Consider the following 21,382-nt stretch of genomic DNA (forward strand, 5'->3'; position numbering starts at 1 on the left):
CTCAGCACATCTGTTTCAGAACCGCCAGATAAGCCAGTTCCGGATGCTGTGCTTCACGCGGCGCGGCGGCGCGGACCAAGCCTTCCAGATCCGCGGGCCGCCGCGGGGCGGAGCGATTGCGGCCGTCGGTCCGGACGTCCAACACTTCTCCTTCAGCCCGCGCCTCGGAAAAATAGATCGACTGCATCCAGGTCAATGACTTTTCGCGGCAATCCAGCATGAACAGGCGCTTCTCCGACGCCGGGCCACCGGGCAGCGGCGCCTTGAAAGAAAGCAGGCTCCAGAATTTCGCATGCCCTGCCTGGCGCGCGATCGTCGCGGCGTCGAGGTAGATGACTGCGCGCGCATCCTCGCCGAGCTGCATCCATTCGGACTTGGCTTCCGCCATATTGGACCAACCGGCCAGCGTGAAGAAGACTGCGGCAAGCCATCCGCCAGGCGTCGCAACGGTCCGTGTCATGGCTCGACCCGTCCGTACTCTTTCCACTCGCCGGCGCCCTGTTTCATCAGATACCGGCCGCCGCGTTCGATCATGGCCGACGCCTCATTCTCGGCCACAAAAGGCGTGCTCGGCAGAGACTCCAGATAATCGGTTGCGGCGAAGCCGTTGCTGCCGTAGGGCGAGTTCCTCACCAAGCCGGCCAGAATGTGCGACATCGCCAGGTAGCTGACCGATTCATCGATGCGCGCCGCGCCGTCGCGCCGCTGTGCATCGGGACCGATCACGCGGATGCCGACCGGCACGCGGGTCACCAGCGGCGTCGGGATCTCGCGCAGCCCGGCGATCTGGAACTTGTCCCCGCGCAGGGCGGCGCCATGCTCGGGCACCACCACCACCACCGCGCGCCGGCCGCTGGCGCGGATCTGGTCCATGAAGGCGTTCAAGTCGTTGAGCAGCTTTTCCAGGCGCGGCTTGTAGCTGTCGCGGCTGCCCTGATTGGCGCCCGGACCGCTCACCACCTTGTTCCCGTCGTGCAGGCTGATGGTGTTGTAGAACAGCGCCACGCGCTGCGCCTCGGACTGACGCCGCTGATCGAACCAGCGCGCCAGCACGCCGTAGTCGTCGTAGATCGGCAGGTTGTCGAAGCCGCGCAGCGGCGCCGGCAAACCATTGATTGGCATCAGCGGCGCGCTCAGTCCCTGAGCTTTTACCTGCGCGAGGAATTCATCGAAGCGGCCATCGTGGTTCATGGCGAAGTTGGGTTCGAAGCCGGCTTGCTTCAGCGCCGGCATCAGATAGCAGCCCTCCGGAGCAGCCTGATACAGCGCCTGGTGCGACTGCTGGCCGCAGGTGGCGCGGTTGATGCGGATCGCCGCCGGGCCGCTGTAGGACGCCGCCGAATTGAAATGGGTGAACAGGAAATCGAAGCTCGACCACAGCGGATGCTTGTCCAGGCCGGCCATCTGCAAATCGTCCCAGGACAGGGAGCATATCTGCAGGATGATGATGTCGAAGGGCTTGTCGTCGGCTGCGCGCGGGAAGTTGACCCGGCGCTGGCTTTCGGCGGCATGGAAGGCTTGCAGCAGTTCATCGGGATTGCCGGCATTGCCGGCATTGCCAAGTGCCGCCGGGCTGGAGGCCGACGCGACCACCGCCTCCGACCCGCCTGTGCCATCCTTGCGCTGCAGCGCCGGCATGAGCGCCTGAACCAGCAGCGCGGCAAGGACCAGCACGCCGACGCGCAGGTAGCGATCGGCGATCAGGTAGAGCAGAAAGGCCACTCCCAGCGCCGCCAGCGTCGGCCAGTGCAGGAAACGGCCGGCGAGGTCGAGCAGGTAATTCGAACTGAAACTCGATACCAGCGCCGCCTGCGACAGCACCCGCGCCAGCGGCGGCAGCCAGGAATCGTAGTACAGCAGCGCGATGCCGAGCGGCACCGCCGCCAACTTCCGCGCTCGCCGCAGGCGGGGCGAACGCAGCGGCAACAGAAGGAAGGCGGCGAATCCAAGGTTTTCCAGGGCGTGAAAACCGATCAGATCGCGCCACACCAGCATCAGCTTGGCCAGAAAATAGAAGCTCCAGGCGCCCAGGGCCATGCGCGGCGCGTCCACCGGGGCAGCCGGCGCGGAGGCGTCGAGATTGCCGGGAGCCGTCGGCAAGTCGTCCCGCTTCATTGCTCGGCACTCTTTTCCGCAGGCCGGTTACGGTCTGGGTGCCAGGGTTTCAGCGGAGCCGGGCGCGAAAGGCGGCGGCGCCATCCGGCGAGGCAGGCATCCAGCCAATCGGCATGGCGCCAGCCGGCGAGCAAGCCGATGCAGAAAACGGCGAAAAGAAGGATCAGGTTCATGATGGGGCGGCGATTTCCTGCTCAGCGGTATCAGCGCGAAGCTTGAACGGGCTAGGCTGTGCCGGCGGCAGCGGCACGAAGCGCAGCTGCGCGGCGGCCTTGAGACTGAGAGGGGCTGGCGCAAGGCTATAAGGCGCGGGGGCAGCCGACTTCACTTTTGCCAATTCGGGGCCGAGATCGGGCGCAGGCGCATCGGCCAGGCGTTCTTCCAGGCGATCGATCGCCGTCTGGATTGCATCGGCGGCCAGGAAGCGCTCTTCGGAGGCGAACAACTCGCCCATCGGCAGGCCGAAGAGCCGCTCCAGGGTCAGGCCGACGTCATCTTCGCGGCAGGCATAGAGAAACAGATAGACATTGCCGCGGTCGGCGCTGCACATGTCGCCGGCGCGCTTGATGGCACAGAAGCGCAGCGCATCCAGCGGACCGAGGCCGAAGGCCGGCGGCAGGCGGAGCAGCACGCTGTCGATCCCGGTATGGCGGCTGCGATCCAGCGAACGGCGCACCGCGCGGCAGAAGTCCTGCGGCGCGAGATAGCCCTGCTCCTGGTCCGGCATGGCTTCGTGCAGGGCCTGCTCGAAGCTGGACGGCAGGCCATGCGGGAACACCTGGCCGCGCAGCATGCCAACCAGGCTGAGAAAACGTCCGCGTCCGATTTCTCCAGGCACCACCAGATTGGCGCCCAGGCGCGTCACCAGGGTCTCCTGGCTGTAGCGCAGGCGGGCGCCGACTTCGCGCACGACGATCTTGAGGCGGGCGCCATGGCGCCGGCGCAGCTGGAAAACGCAGCGCAGCAAGGCATCGAAATTGGTCCCTGGTACGAAGGGCAACACCACGGTGGCGGCAATGGCGCCTGCCAACGCACGAGGCAGCTTGTCGAAGTCATCATCCACCTGCCGCCATCCGGCAGGCAAGGATTCACCCTTGGCCAGGCTGGAGGAAAGCGCCACCACCTGATCTTCGTCGGCGGAGGCGGGAAGCTGTGCGGATAGCGCCGGCGGGGCGTCCCTGCCCTGCTCCTCGGGCTGCGCCGCGATGCGGCCGTCGCCGGTCCACGTCAGCGGCAGCCGGCGCGCCGCCAACATGCCATGGCGGCCACACCAGTGATGCAGATCGAGCTTAATTTGCTCATGGCGGCAGTGCAGTCCGACCAGCCCGGCCAGGCTAGCGGCGCAGGCATTCAGGCCGGCCAGGAGGCGGTTGTCGAGAAAGGCGGGTTGGCGAAACAGCAGCACCATGGCTTGGGCATCGCGCTCGGCGCGCTGCCGCAGCCGCCGCAGCGAAGAAGCCGTCGGTTCGAAAGCCAGGGAAACCATGTCGATCACCAGGACGCTGTCGCGGCGTCCGGACTTCTTGCTCCAGTAATCAAGCTCGCTCATGAGCGCATCGATGGACAGCGCGGAATTGGTGGCGGCTGACTGCGCCCTCTTTTTACCCTTGCTGGCGTCGGCCAGCACCATGAGCCGCCCGCTTTGAACCGCCGCATCCAGCGCGGTGGCGCCATTGAAGAACCGGTCGGGCTGTTTCGGGGACACCAGGCAGAAAGCGGCGGCGGTCGGCAAGCCTTCCAATATGGCAGCGACGGTGGCGGCAGCCAGCCGGTCGTCGTCTTCCAGGATGGCGTACAGACATCCGGCAACGAGCGGAAGCTCGAAGGGGAGCCCTTCGATGGCCAAGGCTGGCTGCGCTTCGATTTCCGGATTGCTCATGGTGGTGGTAGACGTTTCGTGCAAGCAGGCTTGGATGATTCCGCGGCGCAAAAGTTTCATCTGGAAACTTGTGATTGCTGACTAGAATTATCGCTTAAAATCAAGCTTCTGAAGGAAAATGTTGCATCAAATCAAACCCAGCGCGTTCGCCAGCGAAAATTGACGGCAGGAACTTAGTTGATTTTGATCAATCATAATGGATATGAACCCCTTACTTAACGAGCCCGTCTCATCTGCTTCGCCCGACAACGTCGGCAGCGATGTTGCCAGCCTGTTTTCCAGTGCGAGCAGGTATGGATCCGCTTCCAGCTATCGGGAAACCGTCCTGCATGACACGGCTCGGATGGCCGCCAGCCGCTGGCCGCTGTTGGCAGAAATCGAAGGGGTTCACTTGCCGACCGATCCCTTGACCGATACTGCGCCTTTTTCCTCCACCGCCATGGAACCGTCCACGGCCGCGCTGGCAGCCTGACCAGGACGGCAGCATGCGGATAGTCGCGGTTCTCGATGTCTACGGCGGATGCGGCGCCACCACCGTCGCCGCCCATCTGGCCCAGGCGCTGCACCAGCAGCGCCGCCCGGTCTTCGCCTTCGACTTCTGTCCCGAGAACGTCCTGCGCCTGCATTTCGGCATGGCCTGGGAGGACGGCAGCGGCTTTGCGCCCAGAATGCTGGAAGGCAGCGCATGGCATGAGGCGGCGTTCCGCAGCAGCAGCGGCCTCGCCTTCATCCCTTTCGGCGCATTGCCCGATGGCCGCGCCCTCGATGCGCTCGGCGCCCTGCTGGAAACCCGTCCCGGCTGGCTGCGCGCCGACATCGATGCGCTCGAGTTCCCCGCGCCGCCGGTACTGGTATGCGATTGCCCGCGCGGGCCGGCCGCGCTTCGCAGCCAGATACTGGAGGAAGCCGATCTGGTGCTGCTGGTATGCCGCCCGGATCCGGTTGCCTATGCCGCCGCCACCCGCATCGCACGCGATGCCGCCCAGAACGGCGGCCCGCCGACCATGATCGTGCTCAACGGCTTCGATCCGGCGCGCCGGCTGGACCGCGACATTTCCGCCCTGCTGCGCACCGGGCACCGGGAATTGCTCTCGCCGGTGGCGGTACACCGCGACGAATCGATTCGCGAAGCCCTGGCTTGCAAGCAGACCGTCTTCGAGTTCGCACCGGACAGCCAGGCGGCCTACGACTTCGATACCCTGGCCACCTGGACCATTGCCCGCCTCGGCCGCGGCACGGCGACCTCATGAAGAACGGACTCGGCAAAGCATGGGCATGGACGCTGCGCGCAGCCGCCCTCGATCCAGCCGGCTCGCGCGCCGACCTGCTGCTCGGCCTGCTGTTTCGTCCCGGTCCGCTGGCCCATGCGCGGACATGGGCGGCCCTGTTCCCGCACGTCGACCTGGCGCAGCCCCGCTTGGGTGATCCGATACGCATCCTGCTGCAACTGGTGTGGCTGGGCCTGGTCCGCATTTACCCGGAACGGGCCAGCCGCGCCCATCCCGCCGCCATTAGCCTGCTGGCGGCGCTGGCATGGCTGCTGCGTGCCGCCTTGGGCGGCGTGCGGGTCGGGGTTCGACAGTCTGCCTTCATGGCACGCCGCGGCCTCGAACGCATCGCCGACGCGATACAGCCTCCCGCGGCAACTCGGGACAACCGCCGGCGCGGCGCCAACGAAGTCTGGCGCCATCCGCTGCTGAACTATGCCGCCTACGGCCTGGCGGCAGCGCTCGGCCTCCTCTGCATCACCACCCCGTTCAGCCTGCTGGCCCAATTCCTCTTCGTCGCCCTGCTGTGGGCGCTGGCCATGGTGGTGCGCAGGATTCCCGGCCCGATCGGCACGCTGCTGCTGATGGTGCTGTCGGTGACGGTGTCGGCGCGCTATCTCTGGTGGCGCGTTTCCTACACTCTGAATTTCGATGAGACCTTCGATTTCTTCTGGGGCGTGCTGCTGCTCCTGGCGGAAATCTATACCTGGCTGATCCTGGTGCTCGGGTACATCCAGAGCGCCTGGCCGCTGCGCCGCCCGCCCATTCCGCTGCCGCCAGACACCAGCACCTGGCCGACGGTGGACGTCTTCATTCCGACCTACAACGAACCGCTCAAGGTCGTCATGCCGACGGTGCATGCGGCGATCGGGATCGACTGGCCGCGCGACAAGATCAACATCTACCTGCTCGACGACGGCCGCCGCGAGGAATTCCGCGCTTTTGCCGAGGAGTGCGGCATCGGCTACATCATCCGGCCCGACAACCGCCACGCCAAGGCCGGCAACCTCAACCATGCCCTGACCAAGACCGGCGGCGAGTACATCGCCATCTTCGATTGCGACCACATTCCGACCCGCAGCTTCCTGCAGGCCACCATGGGCTGGTGCGTGAAGGACCCGAAGCTGGCGCTGCTGCAGACGCCGCACCATTTCTTCTCGCCCGACCCTTTCGAGCGCAATCTCGGCCTGTTCCGCAAGACGCCCAACGAGGGCGAGCTCTTCTATGGCGTGATCCAGGACGGCAACGACTTGTGGAATGCCACTTTCTTTTGCGGCTCCTGCGCCGTCATCAAGCGCGGCCCGCTGCTGGAAGTGGGCGGCATCGCCGTCGAAACCGTGACCGAAGATGCGCACACCGCGCTGAAGCTGCAGCGCCTCGGCTACCGCTCGGCCTACATCAACATTCCGCAGGCGGCGGGCCTGGCCACCGAGAGCCTGTCGGCGCACATCGGCCAGCGCATCCGCTGGGCGCGCGGCATGGCGCAGATCTTCCGGCTCGACAATCCCTTCCTCGGCAAGGGCCTGAACTGGGCGCAGCGCATTTGCTACGGCAACGCCATGCTGCACTTTCTCAACGGCGGTCCACGGCTGATCTTCCTCACCGCGCCGCTCGCCTTCCTGCTGTTCCATGCCTACGTGATCTACACGCCGGCGGTGGCGGTGCTGCTGTACGTGCTGCCGCACATCGTCCATGCCAACATCACCAACTCGCGCATCCAGGGCGCGCACCGGCATTCATTCTGGGCCGAGGTCTACGAGACGGTGCTCGCTTGGTACATCGTGCGCCCGACGACGGTGGCGCTGCTCAATCCGCACAAGGGAAAGTTCAACGTCACCGCCAAGGGCGGCCTGGTGGAAAAGGATTACTTCGACTGGACCATCTCCACGCCCTACCTGGTGATCGTGGTGCTCAACCTGATCGGCCTGGTGGCCGGCATCGGCCGCATCGTCTGGGGTCCGCCGGATGAAATCCTCACGGCCTTGATCAACCTGTTCTGGACCCTCTACAACGTGCTGCTGCTGGGCGCCGCCATCTCGGTTGCCTCCGAGACGCGGCAGGTGCGCCGCTCGCACCGGGTGGCGATGCGCCTGCCGGCCGTGCTGCACCTGGATGGCGGCCAGCTCCTGCGCTGCGAGAGCGAGGACTTTTCCGAAGGCGGCATCGCCCTGCGCATGACCCGGGTGCCGGAACTGCAGCTCGAGGACATGGTGCGGGTCTCACTGTGGCGCGGCGAAGAGGAATTCGTGTTCCAGGCGCGGGTTGCCGGCGCGTCCGGCACCCACCTGCGGCTGCGCTGGGAACTGGCCGGCGCCGAGCAGCAGGCGGCGCTGGTGCAATGCACCTTCGCTCGCGCCGATGCCTGGGTCAACTGGGCCGAAGGCCGCCGTCGCGACCGGCCGCTGAAAGGCATGCGCCGCGTGCTGGCGATCGGCGTCGAAGGCTATCTGCGCCTGCCCAAATACCTGTTTCCCAAATCCACGCCGCTCGTCGGCCGGAGCGCTGCCGCGCTGGCCAGCGTGGCAAGCCTGCTGCCGCGCCGGCCGAAACCGCTCGACCAACCTTACCTGCCATGACTTCTTCCCGCACTCCGAATTCCTTGCCGCTGCGCGGCGCCCTGGCGGCGCTGCTGTCGCTGACGCCGCTGCTGACGCAGACCGCCTCGGCGGCTGGCGCGACCCCTGAGGCAGCCGGCGCGCCCGCGGCGGCAGCGACCCAGGATGCGGGATCGCCGGTCGAAGTGCGCCGCCTGTCGCTTGGCGCCATCGTCAATCAGCCGGTGCTGCGCCTGCGCACCACCGAGGGCCGCGCCACCGTGCCCTTCGGCCTGCGCGCCGATGAGCTCGCGACCAAGGCATCGCTGCGCGTGCGCTATGCCTATTCGCCGGCGCTGATCGCCAGCCAGTCGCACATGAAGGTCCTGCTCAATGAAGAAGTGGTGGCGGTGTTCCCGCTGACGAAGGAGAACGCCAACCGCCAGATCGTTCAGGACGTCGACATCGATCCGCGCCTGGTGACGTCGCAGAACAATCTCGGCTTCGTGTTCGTCGGCCACTACGCCACCGAGTGCGAGGACCCGCTGCATACCAGCCTGTGGGCCGATATCAGCGGCGGCAGCGAGCTGCAGTTGTCGGTGCGGCGCATTCCGGTGAAGAGCGACCTGGCGATTTTGCCGGAACCCTTCTTCGATCAGCGCGACAGCCGCAAGCTGAGCCTGCCCTTCGTCTTTGCCGAGGCGCCGGATCATGGCACCCTGCGCGCCGCCGGCATTGCCGCGTCCTGGTTCGGCAAGCTCGCGGCCTGGCGCGGCGCCCGCTTTCCGGTGGCGCAGAACGAACCGCCCAAGGGCCATGCGATCGTGTTCGCCACCAACAAGGCCCGGCCGGCATTCCTGGAGCAGCTGCCCGAATTCCGCGACGCGAAGGACCGCGAATTCAAGGAACCGGCGCTGACGGTGCTGACCAATCCCGCTGACGGCGTTTCCAAGCTGCTGTTGATTTCCGGCCGCGATGCGGAAGACCTGCGCCAGGCAAGCACCGCCCTGGCGCTCGGCAATGCCGCCCTCACCGGCCCGCGCGCGGATGTCAAGCGGCCGCGCGAGGAAGCGCCGCGCCAGGCCTACGATGCGCCGGCCTGGGTACGCATGGACCGGCCGATGAAGCTGGGCGAGCTGGTGCAGTCCCCGCAGCAGCTGCAGGTGTTCGGCCATGTGCCGGACCCGGTGCGAGTGGATCTGCGCATGCCGCCCGACCTGTTCCTGTGGAAGAGCGCCGGCGTGCCGATGGACCTGCGCTACCGCTACACGCCGCCGCTGCGCGCCAGCGAATCGCGCCTGCAGATGGCGATCAACGACGAGCTGGTGCAGGCGGTGAACCTGCGCGCCGCGTCGTTCGCCGGCGACGGCCTGCGCGTGGCCCTGCCCTTGCTGGAAGGCGGCACGCTGGCCGAGCGCCGTGAAACCGTGATTCCGCCGTTCAAGGTCGGCAGCCGCAATCAATTGCAGTACGGCTTCTCCTTCACCTATCACAAGGACGGCTCCTGCCGCGACACGCAGGTCGAGAACGTGCGGGCCATGATCGACCCGGACTCCACCGTCGACTTCAGCGGCTTCCCGCACTATGCGCAGATGCCCAACCTCGGCCATTTCGCCAGCGCCGGCTATCCTTTCACCACCTATGCCGACCTGGGGCAGACGGCGGTGGTCATGCCCGAGCAGGCCAGCCGCGAGGAAACCGAGGCCATGCTGGCCCTGATGGGACGCATGGGCGAGGCCACCGGCTATCCGGCCACGCGGGTCACGGTGGTCGGCCCCAAGCAAATCGCCGAGGTGAAGGACAAGGACCTGCTGCTCATCGGCGCCGCCCCGCGCCAATCGCTGCTGCTCGACTGGGATGCGAAACTGCCGGCCACCATCGCCGGCCCGGTTCGGCGCATCAGCCAGCCGAAGCGCTCGGTGAACATGCTGTACGACTGGCTCGGCTTCGACACCCGTCCCGACACCAACGTGGCGACCGAAGCCAGCATTTCCGGCAGCGGTCCGCTGGCCGCGGTGCTCGGCTTCGAGTCCCCGCTCAAGTCGGGCCGCAGCGTGGTGGCGCTGACCGGCAACGACTCCGCCAGCATGCTGCAGGCCTTGGACGCGCTCGACGACTTCAGCCTCAACCGCGCCATCCAGGGCAGCGCCGCCTTCGTGCGCGGCAACCGGGTGGAAAGCGTGCTGGCCGGCGATACTTACCGCATCGGCGCGCTGCCGTGGTGGTCCATCCTGCTGCACGAGATCAACCAGCGGCCGCTGCTGTCGGCGGCGCTCAAGCTGGCGCTCGGCGTCCTCGCCCTGGCGGTGCTGTGGCGCGGCCGTCGCCTGCTGCGCCGCCGGAACAAGGACGCATGATGGCGGCGTCTCCGCTGCGGCGCACCCTGCTGGCGGCCGGCGCTGCCGCGTCGCTCCTGCCGCTGCCGCTGCTGGCGGCCGATGCGGCCGCATGCGACATCTGGCCGCACTGGAGCGGCTTCAAGCGCCGTTTCCTCAGCGAAGACGGACGCGTGATCGACCGCTCCAGCCCGCAGTCGATCACCACCTCGGAAGGCCAGTCCTACGCGCTGTTCTTTGCCCTTGTCGCCGACGACCGCGACAGCTTCGCCCGCCTGCTGCGCTGGACCGAGGACAACCTGGCGGGCGGCGACCTGTCGGCAAGCCTGCCGGCCTGGCACTGGGGCCGCCGGCCGGATGGCGGCTGGGGCGTGCTGGATGACAATCCCGCTTCCGATGCGGACCTCTGGATCGCCTATGCGCTGATCGAGGCGGGCAGGCTCTGGAAGAACCAGAAGTACGCGGCGCTCGGCCGTCTGGTCGCCGAACGCATCCTGCGCGAGGAAACGGCCGACATTCCCGGCTTCGGACGGGTATTGCTGCCGGCGCCGCGCGGTTTCCGGCCCCAGCCCGATTCGTTCCGCCTGAACCCGAGCTACCTGCCGGTGCAGCTGATGCGGCGCATGGCGGCCGTCACCGGGCAGGCGCCATGGCGTCAGCTCGGGGCCACCGCGATCGACGTCACCGTGCGCTCCGCGCCGCGCGGCTTCGCGCCGGACTGGGTGCTGGTCAAGGCGGGGGGCAGCTTCCAGCCGGATGCGGCCACCGAAGCGGTGGGCAGCTACAACGCGATCCGGGTGTACCTCTGGGCCGGCATGCTGGACGAGAAAGACCCGGCCCGCGCGGTCCTGCTGCGCGCCCTGCTGCCGGCAGCGCGCCACGTCGAGCGCACCGGCGTGCCGCCGCTGGAGGCGCACACCCGCGACGGCGAAGCCAGCGGCACCGGCCCGGCAGGATTTTCCGCCGCCATGCTGCCGTTCCTGAGCGCCGCGCGCCTGACTGATGCCGCCCGCCGCCAATTGCTGCGGGTCGAGGCCCGCGCGCCGCTCGACGACAGCAACAACTACTACGAACAGGTGCTCACCCTGTTCGCCCTCGGCTGGCATGGCGGCCTTTACCGCTTTGCCCCGGATGGCAGCCTGATTCCCCGCTGGACATGCAAAGAACGCTGATTTCCGCCGCCCTCGGCCTGAGCTTCGGCATGGGCGCCGCCCTGCCCATCCTGCCCGCCCTGGCCGCCGCCACGGTCGCTGCGCCGTCGGTGCCGGCCGCCGCGTCCATTCCCCCGGCGGACGCCGCCGATGCCGCCCTGCTCGGACAGGCTCGCCTGTGGGAAGCACGCCGCCGCGACGACCTGGCGCTGGAAGCGCTCGGCAAGCTGCTGCGCACCAGCCCGGACCATCCGCAAGCCCTGGCCGCCCAGGCCGAGATCCTGCTGCGCACCGATGCCAAGCGCGCCCGCCAGGTCATCGAGCGGCTGCGCATGGCCCACCCCGGCCATCCCGAACTGGCCCGGCTGGAGGTGCTGCAGCGACTCTCGGGCCGCGACGCCGAACGCCTGCGCCTGGCGCGCGGCCTGGCCCGCAATGGCCGTGCCGAAGACGCGCTGGCGATGCTGAAGGAATTGTTTCCCGCCGGCCCGCCGACCACCGATCTGGCGCTGGAATACTGGGAAGTGGTGGCGGACACACGCAACGGCTATGAGCCGGCGCTCGCGGCGCTCTCCCGGCTGGCTGCCGCCCATCCCGAACATGCGCGCCTGCGTCTGTCGGTCGCCGAACTGGTGCTGCAGCGTCGCCCGGCCGATCCCGCCGCGCTCGGCGTGATCCGGGCCATGACGCGCGACACCCAGCTCGAGAAGCAGGCCCGCGCCGCCTGGCGCCGCGCCGTGCTGAAGCTGGGCCCGGCGCCCTCCAGCGTTCCGCTCGTCGAAGAATATCTGCAGAGCGAGCGGCTGGACGATCCCACCGTGCGCCAGCATCTCGCCGGCCTGCAGGCGGCAATCGACAAGGACCGGGCGCTGCGTGCCGATCCCGGCTGGCGCGCCGGCCAGGAAGGCCTCGCCCTGCTCGATCGCGGCAAGCTGCCGGAAGCCGAGGAACGGCTGGCCCAGGCGCTGGCGCGCCGGCCGGATGACGCCGAGCTGCTGGGCGGCTTCGGCCTGCTGCGCATGCGCGAGGGACGCCATGCCGAAGCGCAGGGCTACTTCGAGCAGGCGCAGCGCCGCGATCCCGGCAGCGACCGCTGGCGCAGCCTTGGCCGTACCGCCCGCTTCTGGCAATTGATGCGCGAAGCCGGCGATGCCGAAGACAGCCGCGAGTACCAGCTGGCCGAATCCAAGCTGGCCCAGGCGCGCGAACTGGACAGCCGCAATCCGCAGGCGCTGCTGGCGCTGGGACGGCTGCGTTCGGCCCAGAATCGCGTCGCCGACGCCGAAGAGGCGTACCGCGCCGTGCTGGCGGCCGACCGCGGCAATGCCGATGCGCTGCAAGCCCTGTTTGCACTCTACCTCAGCCATGGCCGTGAAGCGGACGCCACGGCGCTGCTGGCGCGGCTGCCGGCGGCGCAGCGATCCCAGGCCGCCGCCAGGATGGAGGCGGCCAAGGCCGATTACTTCCGCGGGCAAGCCCAGGCGCTGCTTGCCGCCGGCAAGGTGGAAGAAAGCCGGTCGATGCTGGATGACGCCGGCCGCCACGGCGGCTTCGATCCCTGGATGACACTCGATCTGGCCCGGCTGTACCAGGCTCGCGGCGAAGGCGGACAGGGCGAAGCCATGTTCGCCGACCTGCTCAAGGCGCGCCCCCAGGATGCTGAAACCCGCTACGCGTATGCGCTTTTCCTCGGAAGCCGCGGCGAGGAAACAGGGGCGCTGACCGCGCTGGAAGGCATTCCCGGTCCCGAGCGCAGCGCCGGCATGGCCGGGCTGCAACGGCGCCTCTGGAGCCGTGCGGTGGTACAGCGCGCGCTGGCCCTGGCCGCCGCCGGAAAGACGACGCCGGCACGGCGGATGATAGCCAAAGCCGAGCAAATGGCTGACGGCGACCCCGACCTGATGCTGGACTTCGCCGATGCGCGCATCGACCTGGGCGATCTGCCGGGGGCGCGCGCCTCGCTCGCGACCCTCGCCGCGCGTACGCCGCCCTCGACCGATTGGACCCTGCGCCATGCGCGCCTGACCGCCAGCGCCCGTGACGATGCCGGCGCCGCCGCCCTGCTCGGCCGCATCGATGCCAGCCAGCTCGATGCCGAGCAGAAGGCTGCCTGGCAGGACATCCGCATGACCCTGGCGCTGCGCGAGGCGGATCGCCTGCGCGAGGCCGGCCGCATCGATGCCGGGCTGGCCTTGCTCGACCGGCAGGCATCGGCACAGGCCGGGCCGTCGGCGGCGCGCCTTGCCGCCGCCCGCGCCCGCCTGCTCCGCGCCGCCGGCCAGCCGCTGCCGGCGGCCGTGCACTACGGCGCGTGGCAGGCGCTGGAGCCGGCCAGCCGCGATGCCGCCATCGGCCGCATCGAAATGCTGCTGCAGGCAGGACATCGCGAGGAGGCGCGGCCGCTGCTGGACGCGCAGCTAACCGATCTCAAGGACGCCACGCCCGATCAGGTCGCTGACCTGATCGGCGCGTTGATCGACCTGCAGGCGTGGCCGCGCGCGGCGGCGCTGGCTGCGGACGCGCCGCCATCCGTGCGCGAACACCCGCGCGTGCTGGCCTATGCCTCGGAACTGGCGCAGCACGATGGACGGATGGCGGATGCGATCGATTACCTGCGCCGCTCGCTCGCGGCGCAAGGCACCGGCATCGCGCCGCTGGCGCTGCTGTCTACCCTGGATGCGCCTGCGCCGGGACGGGAACGCGGTTCGGCGCCGGAAGCCCTGCCGGAACAGGCGCCCGGCGCCGCCCCGGCAAACGCCGGACGCTACCGCCGCCTGGCGGAAATGATCGACCAGTCCACCGCTTGGTTCGCCACCACCGTCGACCAGAACAGCCGCAGCGGCAGCGCCGGCCGCTCGCAATACGATCTCATCGAAATCCCGCTCGAATACAAGCGCGCCCAGGATGCCCGTGGCCGATGGACGCTGCGCGCCGACCTGGTGAAGGTGGATGCCGGCGCCATCGATCTCGCCGACAGCGGCGCCCGGGAAAGCTTCGGCAGCACCCTGCTGTGCCAGCCGGTGTGCGACAACGGCGTCTTCCGGCAGCAGGCTTCCGGCCTCGCGCTCAACGCCATGCTGGAGCGCGGCGCCACCCGCTACGACATCGGCACGACGCCGGTCGGCTTTCCGGTACAGACCCTCATCGGCGGCATCCTGCACAAGGGCGATCTCGGTCCCTTCGGCTATTCGGTGGATGTTTCGCGCCGCCCGCTCACCGGCAGCCTGCTGTCCTACGCCGGCACGCGCGATCCGCGCACCGGCCTGACCTGGGGCGGCGTCACCGCCAACGGCATTCGCCTCGGCCTCAGCCTGGACAAGGGCGAACGCTGGGGATTCTGGTCCTCGCTCGGACTGCATCGCCTGGCCGGGCGCAACGTCGAGGACAACGACCGGGCGCAGCTCATGGGCGGAGCCATCCTGCGGGCGGTCAACGAAGACGACCGCCTGCTGCAGTTCGGCCTCACCGGCATGGTCTGGCGCCACAGCAGGAACGCCGGCGAATATACCTTCGGCCATGGCGGCTACTACAGCCCGGCCACCTTCCAGTCGCTGTCGCTGCCGGTCACTTTTGCCAAGCGCCATGCACGGCTGTCCTATGCGCTGCGGGCGGCAGTCTCGGTGTCGCGCTCGACCACCGACGAGGCGCCCTACTTCCCGACGGACGCCGGCATGCAGAGCCTGGCGGAAAGCCTCGCCGCCAGCACCGGCGTCACGCCCCGCTACCGCGCCGGCGACAGCGGCGGCTTCGGCTTCGGCCGCTCGCTGTCCCTCGCCTGGGAGTACCAGGCGGACCCGCGCCTGTTCATCGGCGGCCGGGTCGAGCTCGACCGCTCCACCGATTACTCGCCGAACCGCTTCGGACTTTATCTGCGCTATGCACTGGACCGCAATGCGGCGAGGCCGGTGGCGCTGGTGCCGGAAGCCGTTCGGCCAACCTCCCAGGCTTATTGATGCGAAATCGACCGATCATGCGCACGCTCTCCCTGTTCATGGCCGGCCTCGGCCTGTGTGCCGCCGCGCACGGCGCGGACGCAGGGCGGCTGAATCATTTCGATCCGGCATCGCTCAACGACTACGCGGTTCGCAAATATCAGGAAGGCGATCGCGCCACAGCGCGGCTGCTGCTGGAGCGCGCCCATCTGCTGGCGCCCCAGGATGCGGCCATCGCCCGCAACCTGCGCATCGCGCGCGGCGAGGAAGCGCCGGAAGGATTGAAAGGCCAGCGCGATACCACGCCGACCGCCTCGTCACCGCAGGAGAGGGAAAAGACGGAAGAGGTCCTGCCGCCGCTGTGGCCGCGTTGAGCAGCACGAGGGGTTTCGCTGCGCGCGGCCGGCCCGGCCGTGATCAAACAAGGATCTATCGCTGCAGGTTCGCCAGCCGCTGATCCACGAACGCCTGCAGTTCGGCCGACAGGCCGCCGAGGGTTTTGGCCCGCCTGAACGACTCCACCGCTTCCTGGGTACGCTGCAGCGCCTGCAGCGACAAGCCCATGCCCATCCACCACAGCGCCGTCTGCGGCGACTTCTGCAGCGCGAGCTGATAGTGCTCGATGGCGCGCTGGTGCTGCTCGTCACGTTGCAGGAGGGCGGCGAGAAAGGCCTGGTAATCGGCGCGGTCCGTGCTGTAGGGCAGCGCCTTGTCCAGGGTCTGGATGGCCGGCTTGAGCTCGCCGCGTTCCACCTGCATGCGCGCCAGGGCTTGCGCCAGGCGCGGCTGGGCCGGGTCCTGGGCGATCGACTCGCGCGCCATGCGCATCGCATCGTCGCGCCGGCCGCTGTCGGCCAGCGCGCTCATCAGCGCCTCGCGGGCGCGGGCATGCCTCGGGTCGGCCTGCAGCGCGCGCTCCAGCGCTTCCACCGCCTGCACCGCCTTGCCCTGCTCCAGCAGGGATGCGCCCTTCACGAATTCGGCTTCGGCGCGCTGGCGGGGGCCCATGTCCCGTGCCGGTTCGGGCGCGACGGCCTGGCTGGCCGGCTGGGCCGGCTTCGCCTCATCGCTTGCCGGGTGCGGATTGGCCTTTTCTTTCGCACCCTTCGGCGTATCCGCCAATGGCGGCGGCGAGATTGGCCGGGCGTTCGCCGGTGCCGTCGTCACCGCCTGGGCGGCATCGGCGATCATCGCCTCGGCGCGCGATTTAGGCTGCGGTTTCTGAACCGGCGCTGGGGCCACGTCAGCCTTGGCCACCTTCGCCGCCGGCGCTGCCGGGACGGATACCGTGGCAACCGGCGGAGCGATTGGCGCCGTTGGATTGGTTGCAGTGGACGCTGCGGGAGCAGTAACCGCCGGCTTCGCTTCCGGCGCCGCAGTGCTCGCCGCCGGCACGGGCATGGGCGTGGCCGCGGCGGCCGGCACGCCGGCGGGCTGTGCCAATTGCACGCGCGGCGCGACCGGTGCGGCTGCCGGCGTCGATGGCCGGCCGAGATACCAGGCACCGGCGCCGACCAGCGCTGCCGCCGCCGTTCCCGCAATCCACCATGCCGGCGAGAGGCCCCGCCTGCGCGGAACGGATCGAACCTGGCTATCCATGGAAGCCGTCGACGCCGCGCCGGGCTGGCGCGCATCGAGTTCCCGCAACATGCTATTGATGAGGCTCATCGAAAATAGGTCCATGCAATGCCGCATCCCGCGGCCACGAAAACCGTGCCGGCCAGCGCCAGCCACCCCCAGATGCCGTGTCGTGCCGCGCCGGTGTCGTCAGCCGCCGCGCGCACATGCCGCGCCACCACCTCGTGCATGCCCTCGCCATACGCCAGCATCAGCGCCTTGTGCGCCAGGATGTTGACCAGCCGCGGCGTGCCGCCGCTGGCCGCATGCAGCAGCTTCAGCGCGTTCGGCTTGAACAGCCTGCCGCCCTGATAGCCGGCGGTGCTGAGCCGGTGCGCCACGTAGAAAGCCATGTCGTCGCGATTCAAGGGCGCGAGGCGGTAATGGAAAGTGATGCGCTGCTTCAGCTGGCGTATCGATTCCTGGCTCAGGTGCGCGTCCAGCTCGGGCTGGCCGAACAGCACGATCTGCAGCAGCTTGCGCTTCTCGGTCTCCAGATTGGTCAGCAGGCGCAGCGCCTCCAGCGTCTCCAGCGGCATGGCCTGCGCCTCGTCCAGGCACAGCACCACCCGCTTGTCCTCCGCCGCCAGCTGCAGCAGCCGCTGGTTGATGGACTTGAGCAGCTGGTGCTGGTCCGCATCCTTCTCGATGCCGATTTCCAGCTCGTCGGCCAGCGCCAGCATCAGCGTGCGCGGCTCCAGGTAGGGATTGGGGATATAAGCGCTGACGAAGCCCTCGTCCAGCGACGCCAGGAACTTCCGGCAGAGCATGGTCTTGCCGGTGCCGACCTCGCCGGTGATCTTGATGAAGCCTTCGCCATTGCGCACCGCGATCACCAGCGTGTTCAACGCTTCCTGATACGTATTGCAGGCAAAGAAGAAGCTGGTGTCGGGCGTGATGCCGAAGGGCAGCTCGCGCAGTCCGAAGTGGGCGGCGTACATCAGCGCAGCGCTCCGCCGCCTTGCGGGTCCAGCGTCTGCATGCGGCGCTGGCTCTCCAGGATGTCGCCGGCCCAGTTGGTATTACTGTCGACGATGGTCGGCTTGATCAGGATGACCAGTTCGCGCTTCTGGTTGACGCGGCTGGTGCTGCGGAACAGGCCGCCGATGCCGGGCGCGTCGCCGGCGCCTGGGATTTGCGAGCGGTCGTTGGTGGTCGCCTGCCGCATCAGGCCGCCGATCGCGATGATCTGGCCGTTCTGGCCGCGCACCACGCTGTCCGTCTCCGACGTGTTGCTGGAAGCGAGCGGCAGGTTCAGCGTGCCGAGCTGGCCGAGGTCGAGCTGCTTGTTCACCGTGCTGACCTGGGTGACCGACGGGTGGACGTGCAGCGTGATGTTGTCCTGCTCGTCGATCTGCGGCGTGACGTCGAGCACCACGCCGGAGAAGAACTGCTGCAGGGTGACGTCCGGGGTGACGATGGTGCCGGTGGTCGAGGTCTGGGTATTGGACGACACCTTGGTGACGAAGAAGTCGTCGGTGCCCACCTTGAGGATGGCTTTCTGATTGTTCAGGGTGGCGATACGCGGGCTGGACAGCACATGGACATTGCCCTGGGTTTCCAGGAAGCTCAGCATCGCCGCGAAATTGTTGGTCTGAAAAGCAAGGCCGAACACCGACCCGGCGGCGTTGCCCGCAGCAGCGAGCGCCGCGCCGGTGGCGGCGGTGACCGTCGTGGCGCCGATGGCGCCGGTGGCGATGTTCGTCGTGTTCAGGGTCGTGCTCAGATTGCGCGACACATTGGCCGGCACCAGTCCCGTGCCGGGCGCGACGAAGCCGATGGCCGAAGGATTGCCGAGGATATTGGCAAAGGATGCCCAGTTGATGCCCGACTGGAAGCTGTCATTGAGCTGGACCTCCAGGATCTTGGCTTCCAGGATCACCTGGCGCTCGACCGACAGCTGCGCCGCCTTCAGGTACTGGGCGACGGCGCGCAGTTCTTCCGGCATGGCCCTGACCACGACGACGCCGGACTGGCGGCTGATGACGACGCTGCGACCGTCGCCGTTCTGCCCGCCCGGCGTCCGCTCGTCGGCAACACCGACGATGGCACGGATTGCGTCGCGCAGCTCACCCCAGAAATCGCTGGTCAGATTGGAGCTGACCCGGCTGCCGGGCAGAGCCCCGACTGCGGTCCCGCCCGTCGGGGATGTCGGCGGATAGGGCGAAGTGATGCCGGGGAATGGCGCCTGGCCGGTCGGCGCAGTGTTTGGAAACGCGGTCTGCGGGGCGCCGGTCGGCTGCTGCCCTGCGGTCGACGTGCCGGCATTGACCCGGGTTTCGGAAGAGCCGACTCGGGAACCATTGAGGTAGTTCACATGGAACACGCGGGTCTGCATGGTGAGCGGCTTGACGACGATGCGATTGCCCTCGGCCGAATAATCGTAGCCGTACAGTTCCCGAATCGCGTCGAGCGCCTCGAACAGGGTCACGTTCTTCAGGGTGGCCGAGATGGTGCCCGAGACGTCGGGATGGACCAGAATGTTGTAGCGCGTGTTTGCGCCGATGGCGGCGAAGAACTGCTTGGCCGGCACTTCGTTGAATGACACGCTGAAGCGCTCGCGCCCCGGCGCCTCCGCCGGCGCGGCCTGCGGGCGCGGCGGGGCGATCAGCGCTTCGCTGACGGCGCTCGGCACGGGAGCGGCCGGCTTTGCCGGCCTGGCCGCGCTGGCGGCGGCCTTGGCGAGTTCGTCCTGGATGGCGTCATAGGTCTGTCTCGACGGCGCGGTGGAGCATGCGGCAATGCTTGCCGTCAGCAGCGCAATGAGGGATCTCTTCATGTCGTTATTTCTTGCTCTTTTTCGCTTCGGGGATGCTGCCATTGCTGCCGGTCAGCGCGTAGTTCTTCTGGACGTCGGGATAAAGCTTCATCGAACGCAGGCGGCCATCCTCCTGCAACACCACTTCATCTTCCGCGATCCGGACGATGCGGGCGTTGCCCACCCTGTCTCCCGTCATTACCTGGCGACCGTCGATGATGGCGAAGCGGCGTGATTCGGAATAAAAGATCGAATGCAATCCGGCGCCGGCCGCTTCGGCCTCCCCGGAGGAAGCCGAAGCGCGGGCGCGGGCGAGGGCGGCGGGCGGCCGGGTAGGATCGACCAGGGCTTCGGCGGATGCCGCCACGCACAGCGGCAGCATCGACAGGAGTGCGGCAACGGCTTTCAGAGATTGAGCCATTTCTTCTCCAAACTCAATGTATAGACTTCCAGTGTCAGCACCGACGTCGGATAGGCCTTGGCGGTCAAAATCATGTTTCCCCAGACCATCCGGACCGGCAAGGCTTCCAGCTGCCGCACATAGTTCACCAGGTTCTGGTAACTGCCTTCCACGGTGATCTGCATCCCGTGCATGAATACCAGCTCCTCCGGCGCCACGGGCGGCAATGCGCCCGGCTGCGGTGCCGGCGGCTGCCCGCCCAAGGCCGCCGCTGCGCCGGCCAGGTTCATTGGCGCCGGGTTCGCGGTTGCTGGCACGGCGGGCGCGGCATTGAAGCTGTCCAGCCCGCGCACCGGCAGCTTGACGAGCGATACCAGCTTCACGTCCTGCTGACGGCTGATCACGGCTTCCAGCATGGCGACCATTTGTTCCGGCGCCACCAGATCCTTCTTGTTGGCCTCGATCGCCTGTTCCACGTCGCGGGTCCTGGCGGACAACTGCGCCAGGCGCGCACGGCTGGCGACGTTCGGATCGACGCCGCTCTCGCCGGCACTGCGCGCGATCTCTTTTTCCAGCTTGCGGATGGTGGTCAAATTGGCCTGCATCTGGCTTTCCGCTGCGCGCTGCCCGATATCGGCCGGCTCGAACATGAGGAGATAGAAAAGCGCGGCAAGCAGCATCAGCAGGCCGGCGAAGATCGCGCCGCGTTCGGGCAGGCTGCGGTAATCGACCCAGTTGGCATACCGTTCCCAAACCGATTTCATCGCGTCACCTCCCCGTTCGCTCCGGTCCCGGCTTGAGCCGCCTCCGACGTATTGAGCACAAATTCGATGAAATGCGCGGGCGTCGGCGGTTTGCCGCCCGGAACGGCATCCGCGGCGGCATTCTGAACGCTGTTTCGGATCGCCATGTTGCCGAAGGATTTGCCATTGAACACCTCGTCGCGGCTCAATGCCTTCACATAGGACGCCACGAGTTCCGGCCGCATCGCCCGGCCCTGGATTTCTATATCCCTGCCCAGGCTGCGGAGCGCGAAATGGGTTAGCCAGACGTCCGGCAAGGCACTGCGCGACAAGGCCGTCAGATACTCGGTGTGGCTATGCGAATCCTCCGGCCGGCCATTCTTGATGAAATCGAGGATCCGGCTTTTCGCTTCCAGCAGCGCCTGCATTCCGGCGGCGTCGGCTTCCAGGTTCTTGTCGGCGGCAATCGGCTTGCTGCTTTCCGCCACCTTGATCAACTGTTCCTGGAGTTTGCGCGCCCGGCTCTCGACGATGCCGGCTTCTTTCTGAATCTGGCTGCTGCGATAAAGGGAGTAGCCGCCGAGGGCTGCCATGCCCGCGCCGATGGCAAGCAACGCCTGCGCCATCGCCAATGCCGAGAACAGCTTCT

At 67.9% G+C, this 21,382-nt stretch carries 17 protein-coding genes; 7 read left to right on the plus strand and 10 right to left on the minus strand.

Features of this window, described 5'->3' with window-relative positions; all coding sequences use genetic code 11:
* Position 1: 1 nt before the first annotated feature.
* The 4 genes from CHB88_RS12405 to bcsE all read right to left on the minus strand — a co-directional run bounded on the left by CHB88_RS12405 (position 2) and on the right by bcsE (position 3,994).
* Positions 2 to 388, minus strand: coding sequence for a surface-adhesin E family protein (locus CHB88_RS12405; RefSeq protein ID WP_143131235.1), 387 nt, complete (start codon positions 386 to 388; stop codon positions 2 to 4).
* 68 nt (positions 389 to 456) lie between these two features.
* Positions 457 to 2,115 (minus strand): cellulose biosynthesis protein BcsG, encoded by a 1,659-nt coding sequence (gene bcsG, locus CHB88_RS12410; protein ID WP_089399651.1) that lies wholly within the window; start codon positions 2,113 to 2,115, stop codon positions 457 to 459.
* Positions 2,112 to 2,288 carry a hypothetical protein gene (locus CHB88_RS25155; RefSeq protein WP_176442438.1) on the minus strand — a complete coding sequence of 59 codons (177 nt, stop codon included), beginning with the start codon at positions 2,286 to 2,288 and terminating at the stop codon, positions 2,112 to 2,114. The genes bcsG and CHB88_RS25155 overlap by 4 nt, the downstream gene beginning before the upstream one ends.
* Positions 2,285 to 3,994: a cellulose biosynthesis protein BcsE gene (gene bcsE, locus CHB88_RS12415; RefSeq protein ID WP_176442439.1), complete on the minus strand. Its 1,710-nt coding sequence runs from the start codon at positions 3,992 to 3,994 to the stop codon at positions 2,285 to 2,287. Before bcsE ends, CHB88_RS25155 begins: the two co-directional genes overlap by 4 nt.
* Positions 3,995 to 4,190: 196 nt before the next feature.
* Here bcsE and CHB88_RS24455 point away from each other — a divergent pair, with 196 nt between their 5' ends.
* Genes CHB88_RS24455 through CHB88_RS12445 form a run of 7 tightly spaced genes read left to right on the plus strand, consistent with a single transcriptional unit; the run spans position 4,191 to position 15,589 of the window.
* Entirely contained in the window at positions 4,191 to 4,466 is a 276-nt protein-coding gene (locus tag CHB88_RS24455; protein WP_176442440.1) for a hypothetical protein, read from the plus strand.
* Positions 4,467 to 4,479: 13 nt separating this feature from the next.
* Positions 4,480 to 5,244, plus strand: coding sequence for a cellulose biosynthesis protein BcsQ (gene bcsQ / locus CHB88_RS12420; protein ID WP_089399653.1), 765 nt, complete (start codon positions 4,480 to 4,482; stop codon positions 5,242 to 5,244).
* The gene (bcsA, locus tag CHB88_RS12425; RefSeq protein ID WP_089399654.1) at positions 5,241 to 7,838 is read left to right on the plus strand and encodes a UDP-forming cellulose synthase catalytic subunit; all 2,598 of its coding nucleotides are present in this window, start codon (positions 5,241 to 5,243) and stop codon (positions 7,836 to 7,838) included. The genes bcsQ and bcsA overlap by 4 nt, the downstream gene beginning before the upstream one ends.
* Positions 7,835 to 10,153 (plus strand): cellulose biosynthesis cyclic di-GMP-binding regulatory protein BcsB, encoded by a 2,319-nt coding sequence (bcsB, locus tag CHB88_RS12430; RefSeq protein WP_089399655.1) that lies wholly within the window; start codon positions 7,835 to 7,837, stop codon positions 10,151 to 10,153. The genes bcsA and bcsB overlap by 4 nt, the downstream gene beginning before the upstream one ends.
* On the plus strand, positions 10,150 to 11,304 hold the full coding sequence (gene bcsZ, locus CHB88_RS12435) for a cellulose synthase complex periplasmic endoglucanase BcsZ (protein WP_089399656.1): 1,155 nt from the start codon (positions 10,150 to 10,152) through the stop codon (positions 11,302 to 11,304). The genes bcsB and bcsZ overlap by 4 nt, the downstream gene beginning before the upstream one ends.
* Positions 11,289 to 15,236 (plus strand): cellulose synthase subunit BcsC-related outer membrane protein, encoded by a 3,948-nt coding sequence (locus CHB88_RS12440; RefSeq protein ID WP_089399657.1) that lies wholly within the window; start codon positions 11,289 to 11,291, stop codon positions 15,234 to 15,236. Before bcsZ ends, CHB88_RS12440 begins: the two co-directional genes overlap by 16 nt.
* 17 nt (positions 15,237 to 15,253) lie before the next feature.
* A complete protein-coding gene (locus CHB88_RS12445) occupies positions 15,254 to 15,589 on the plus strand; it encodes a hypothetical protein (RefSeq protein ID WP_089399658.1) in 336 nt (111 codons plus the stop codon).
* 55 nt (positions 15,590 to 15,644) lie between these two features.
* On the opposite strand, the gene CHB88_RS12450 is transcribed toward CHB88_RS12445, so the two are convergent.
* Genes CHB88_RS12450 through CHB88_RS12475 form a run of 6 tightly spaced genes read right to left on the minus strand, consistent with a single transcriptional unit; the run spans position 15,645 to position 21,359 of the window.
* Positions 15,645 to 16,883 (minus strand): tetratricopeptide repeat protein, encoded by a 1,239-nt coding sequence (locus tag CHB88_RS12450; RefSeq protein ID WP_089399659.1) that lies wholly within the window; start codon positions 16,881 to 16,883, stop codon positions 15,645 to 15,647.
* Positions 16,880 to 17,773 carry an ExeA family protein gene (locus CHB88_RS12455; protein WP_089399660.1) on the minus strand — a complete coding sequence of 298 codons (894 nt, stop codon included), beginning with the start codon at positions 17,771 to 17,773 and terminating at the stop codon, positions 16,880 to 16,882. Before CHB88_RS12455 ends, CHB88_RS12450 begins: the two co-directional genes overlap by 4 nt.
* On the minus strand, positions 17,773 to 19,611 hold the full coding sequence (gene mshL / locus CHB88_RS12460) for a pilus (MSHA type) biogenesis protein MshL (RefSeq protein WP_089399661.1): 1,839 nt from the start codon (positions 19,609 to 19,611) through the stop codon (positions 17,773 to 17,775). The genes CHB88_RS12455 and mshL overlap by 1 nt, the downstream gene beginning before the upstream one ends.
* Before the next feature lie 4 nt (positions 19,612 to 19,615).
* Positions 19,616 to 20,011 (minus strand): MSHA biogenesis protein MshK, encoded by a 396-nt coding sequence (locus CHB88_RS12465; protein ID WP_143131238.1) that lies wholly within the window; start codon positions 20,009 to 20,011, stop codon positions 19,616 to 19,618.
* Complete coding sequence (locus CHB88_RS12470) at positions 19,996 to 20,754, minus strand: type II secretion system protein M (protein ID WP_089399663.1); 759 nt, start codon at positions 20,752 to 20,754, stop codon at positions 19,996 to 19,998. The genes CHB88_RS12465 and CHB88_RS12470 overlap by 16 nt, the downstream gene beginning before the upstream one ends.
* Complete coding sequence (locus CHB88_RS12475) at positions 20,751 to 21,359, minus strand: PilN domain-containing protein (RefSeq protein ID WP_143131239.1); 609 nt, start codon at positions 21,357 to 21,359, stop codon at positions 20,751 to 20,753. The genes CHB88_RS12470 and CHB88_RS12475 overlap by 4 nt, the downstream gene beginning before the upstream one ends.
* Between the last annotated feature and the right edge of the window lie 23 nt (positions 21,360 to 21,382).

Source organism: Noviherbaspirillum humi (genome assembly GCF_900188095.1).
In the GTDB taxonomy this organism is placed as follows: domain Bacteria; phylum Pseudomonadota; class Gammaproteobacteria; order Burkholderiales; family Burkholderiaceae_D; genus Noviherbaspirillum; species Noviherbaspirillum humi.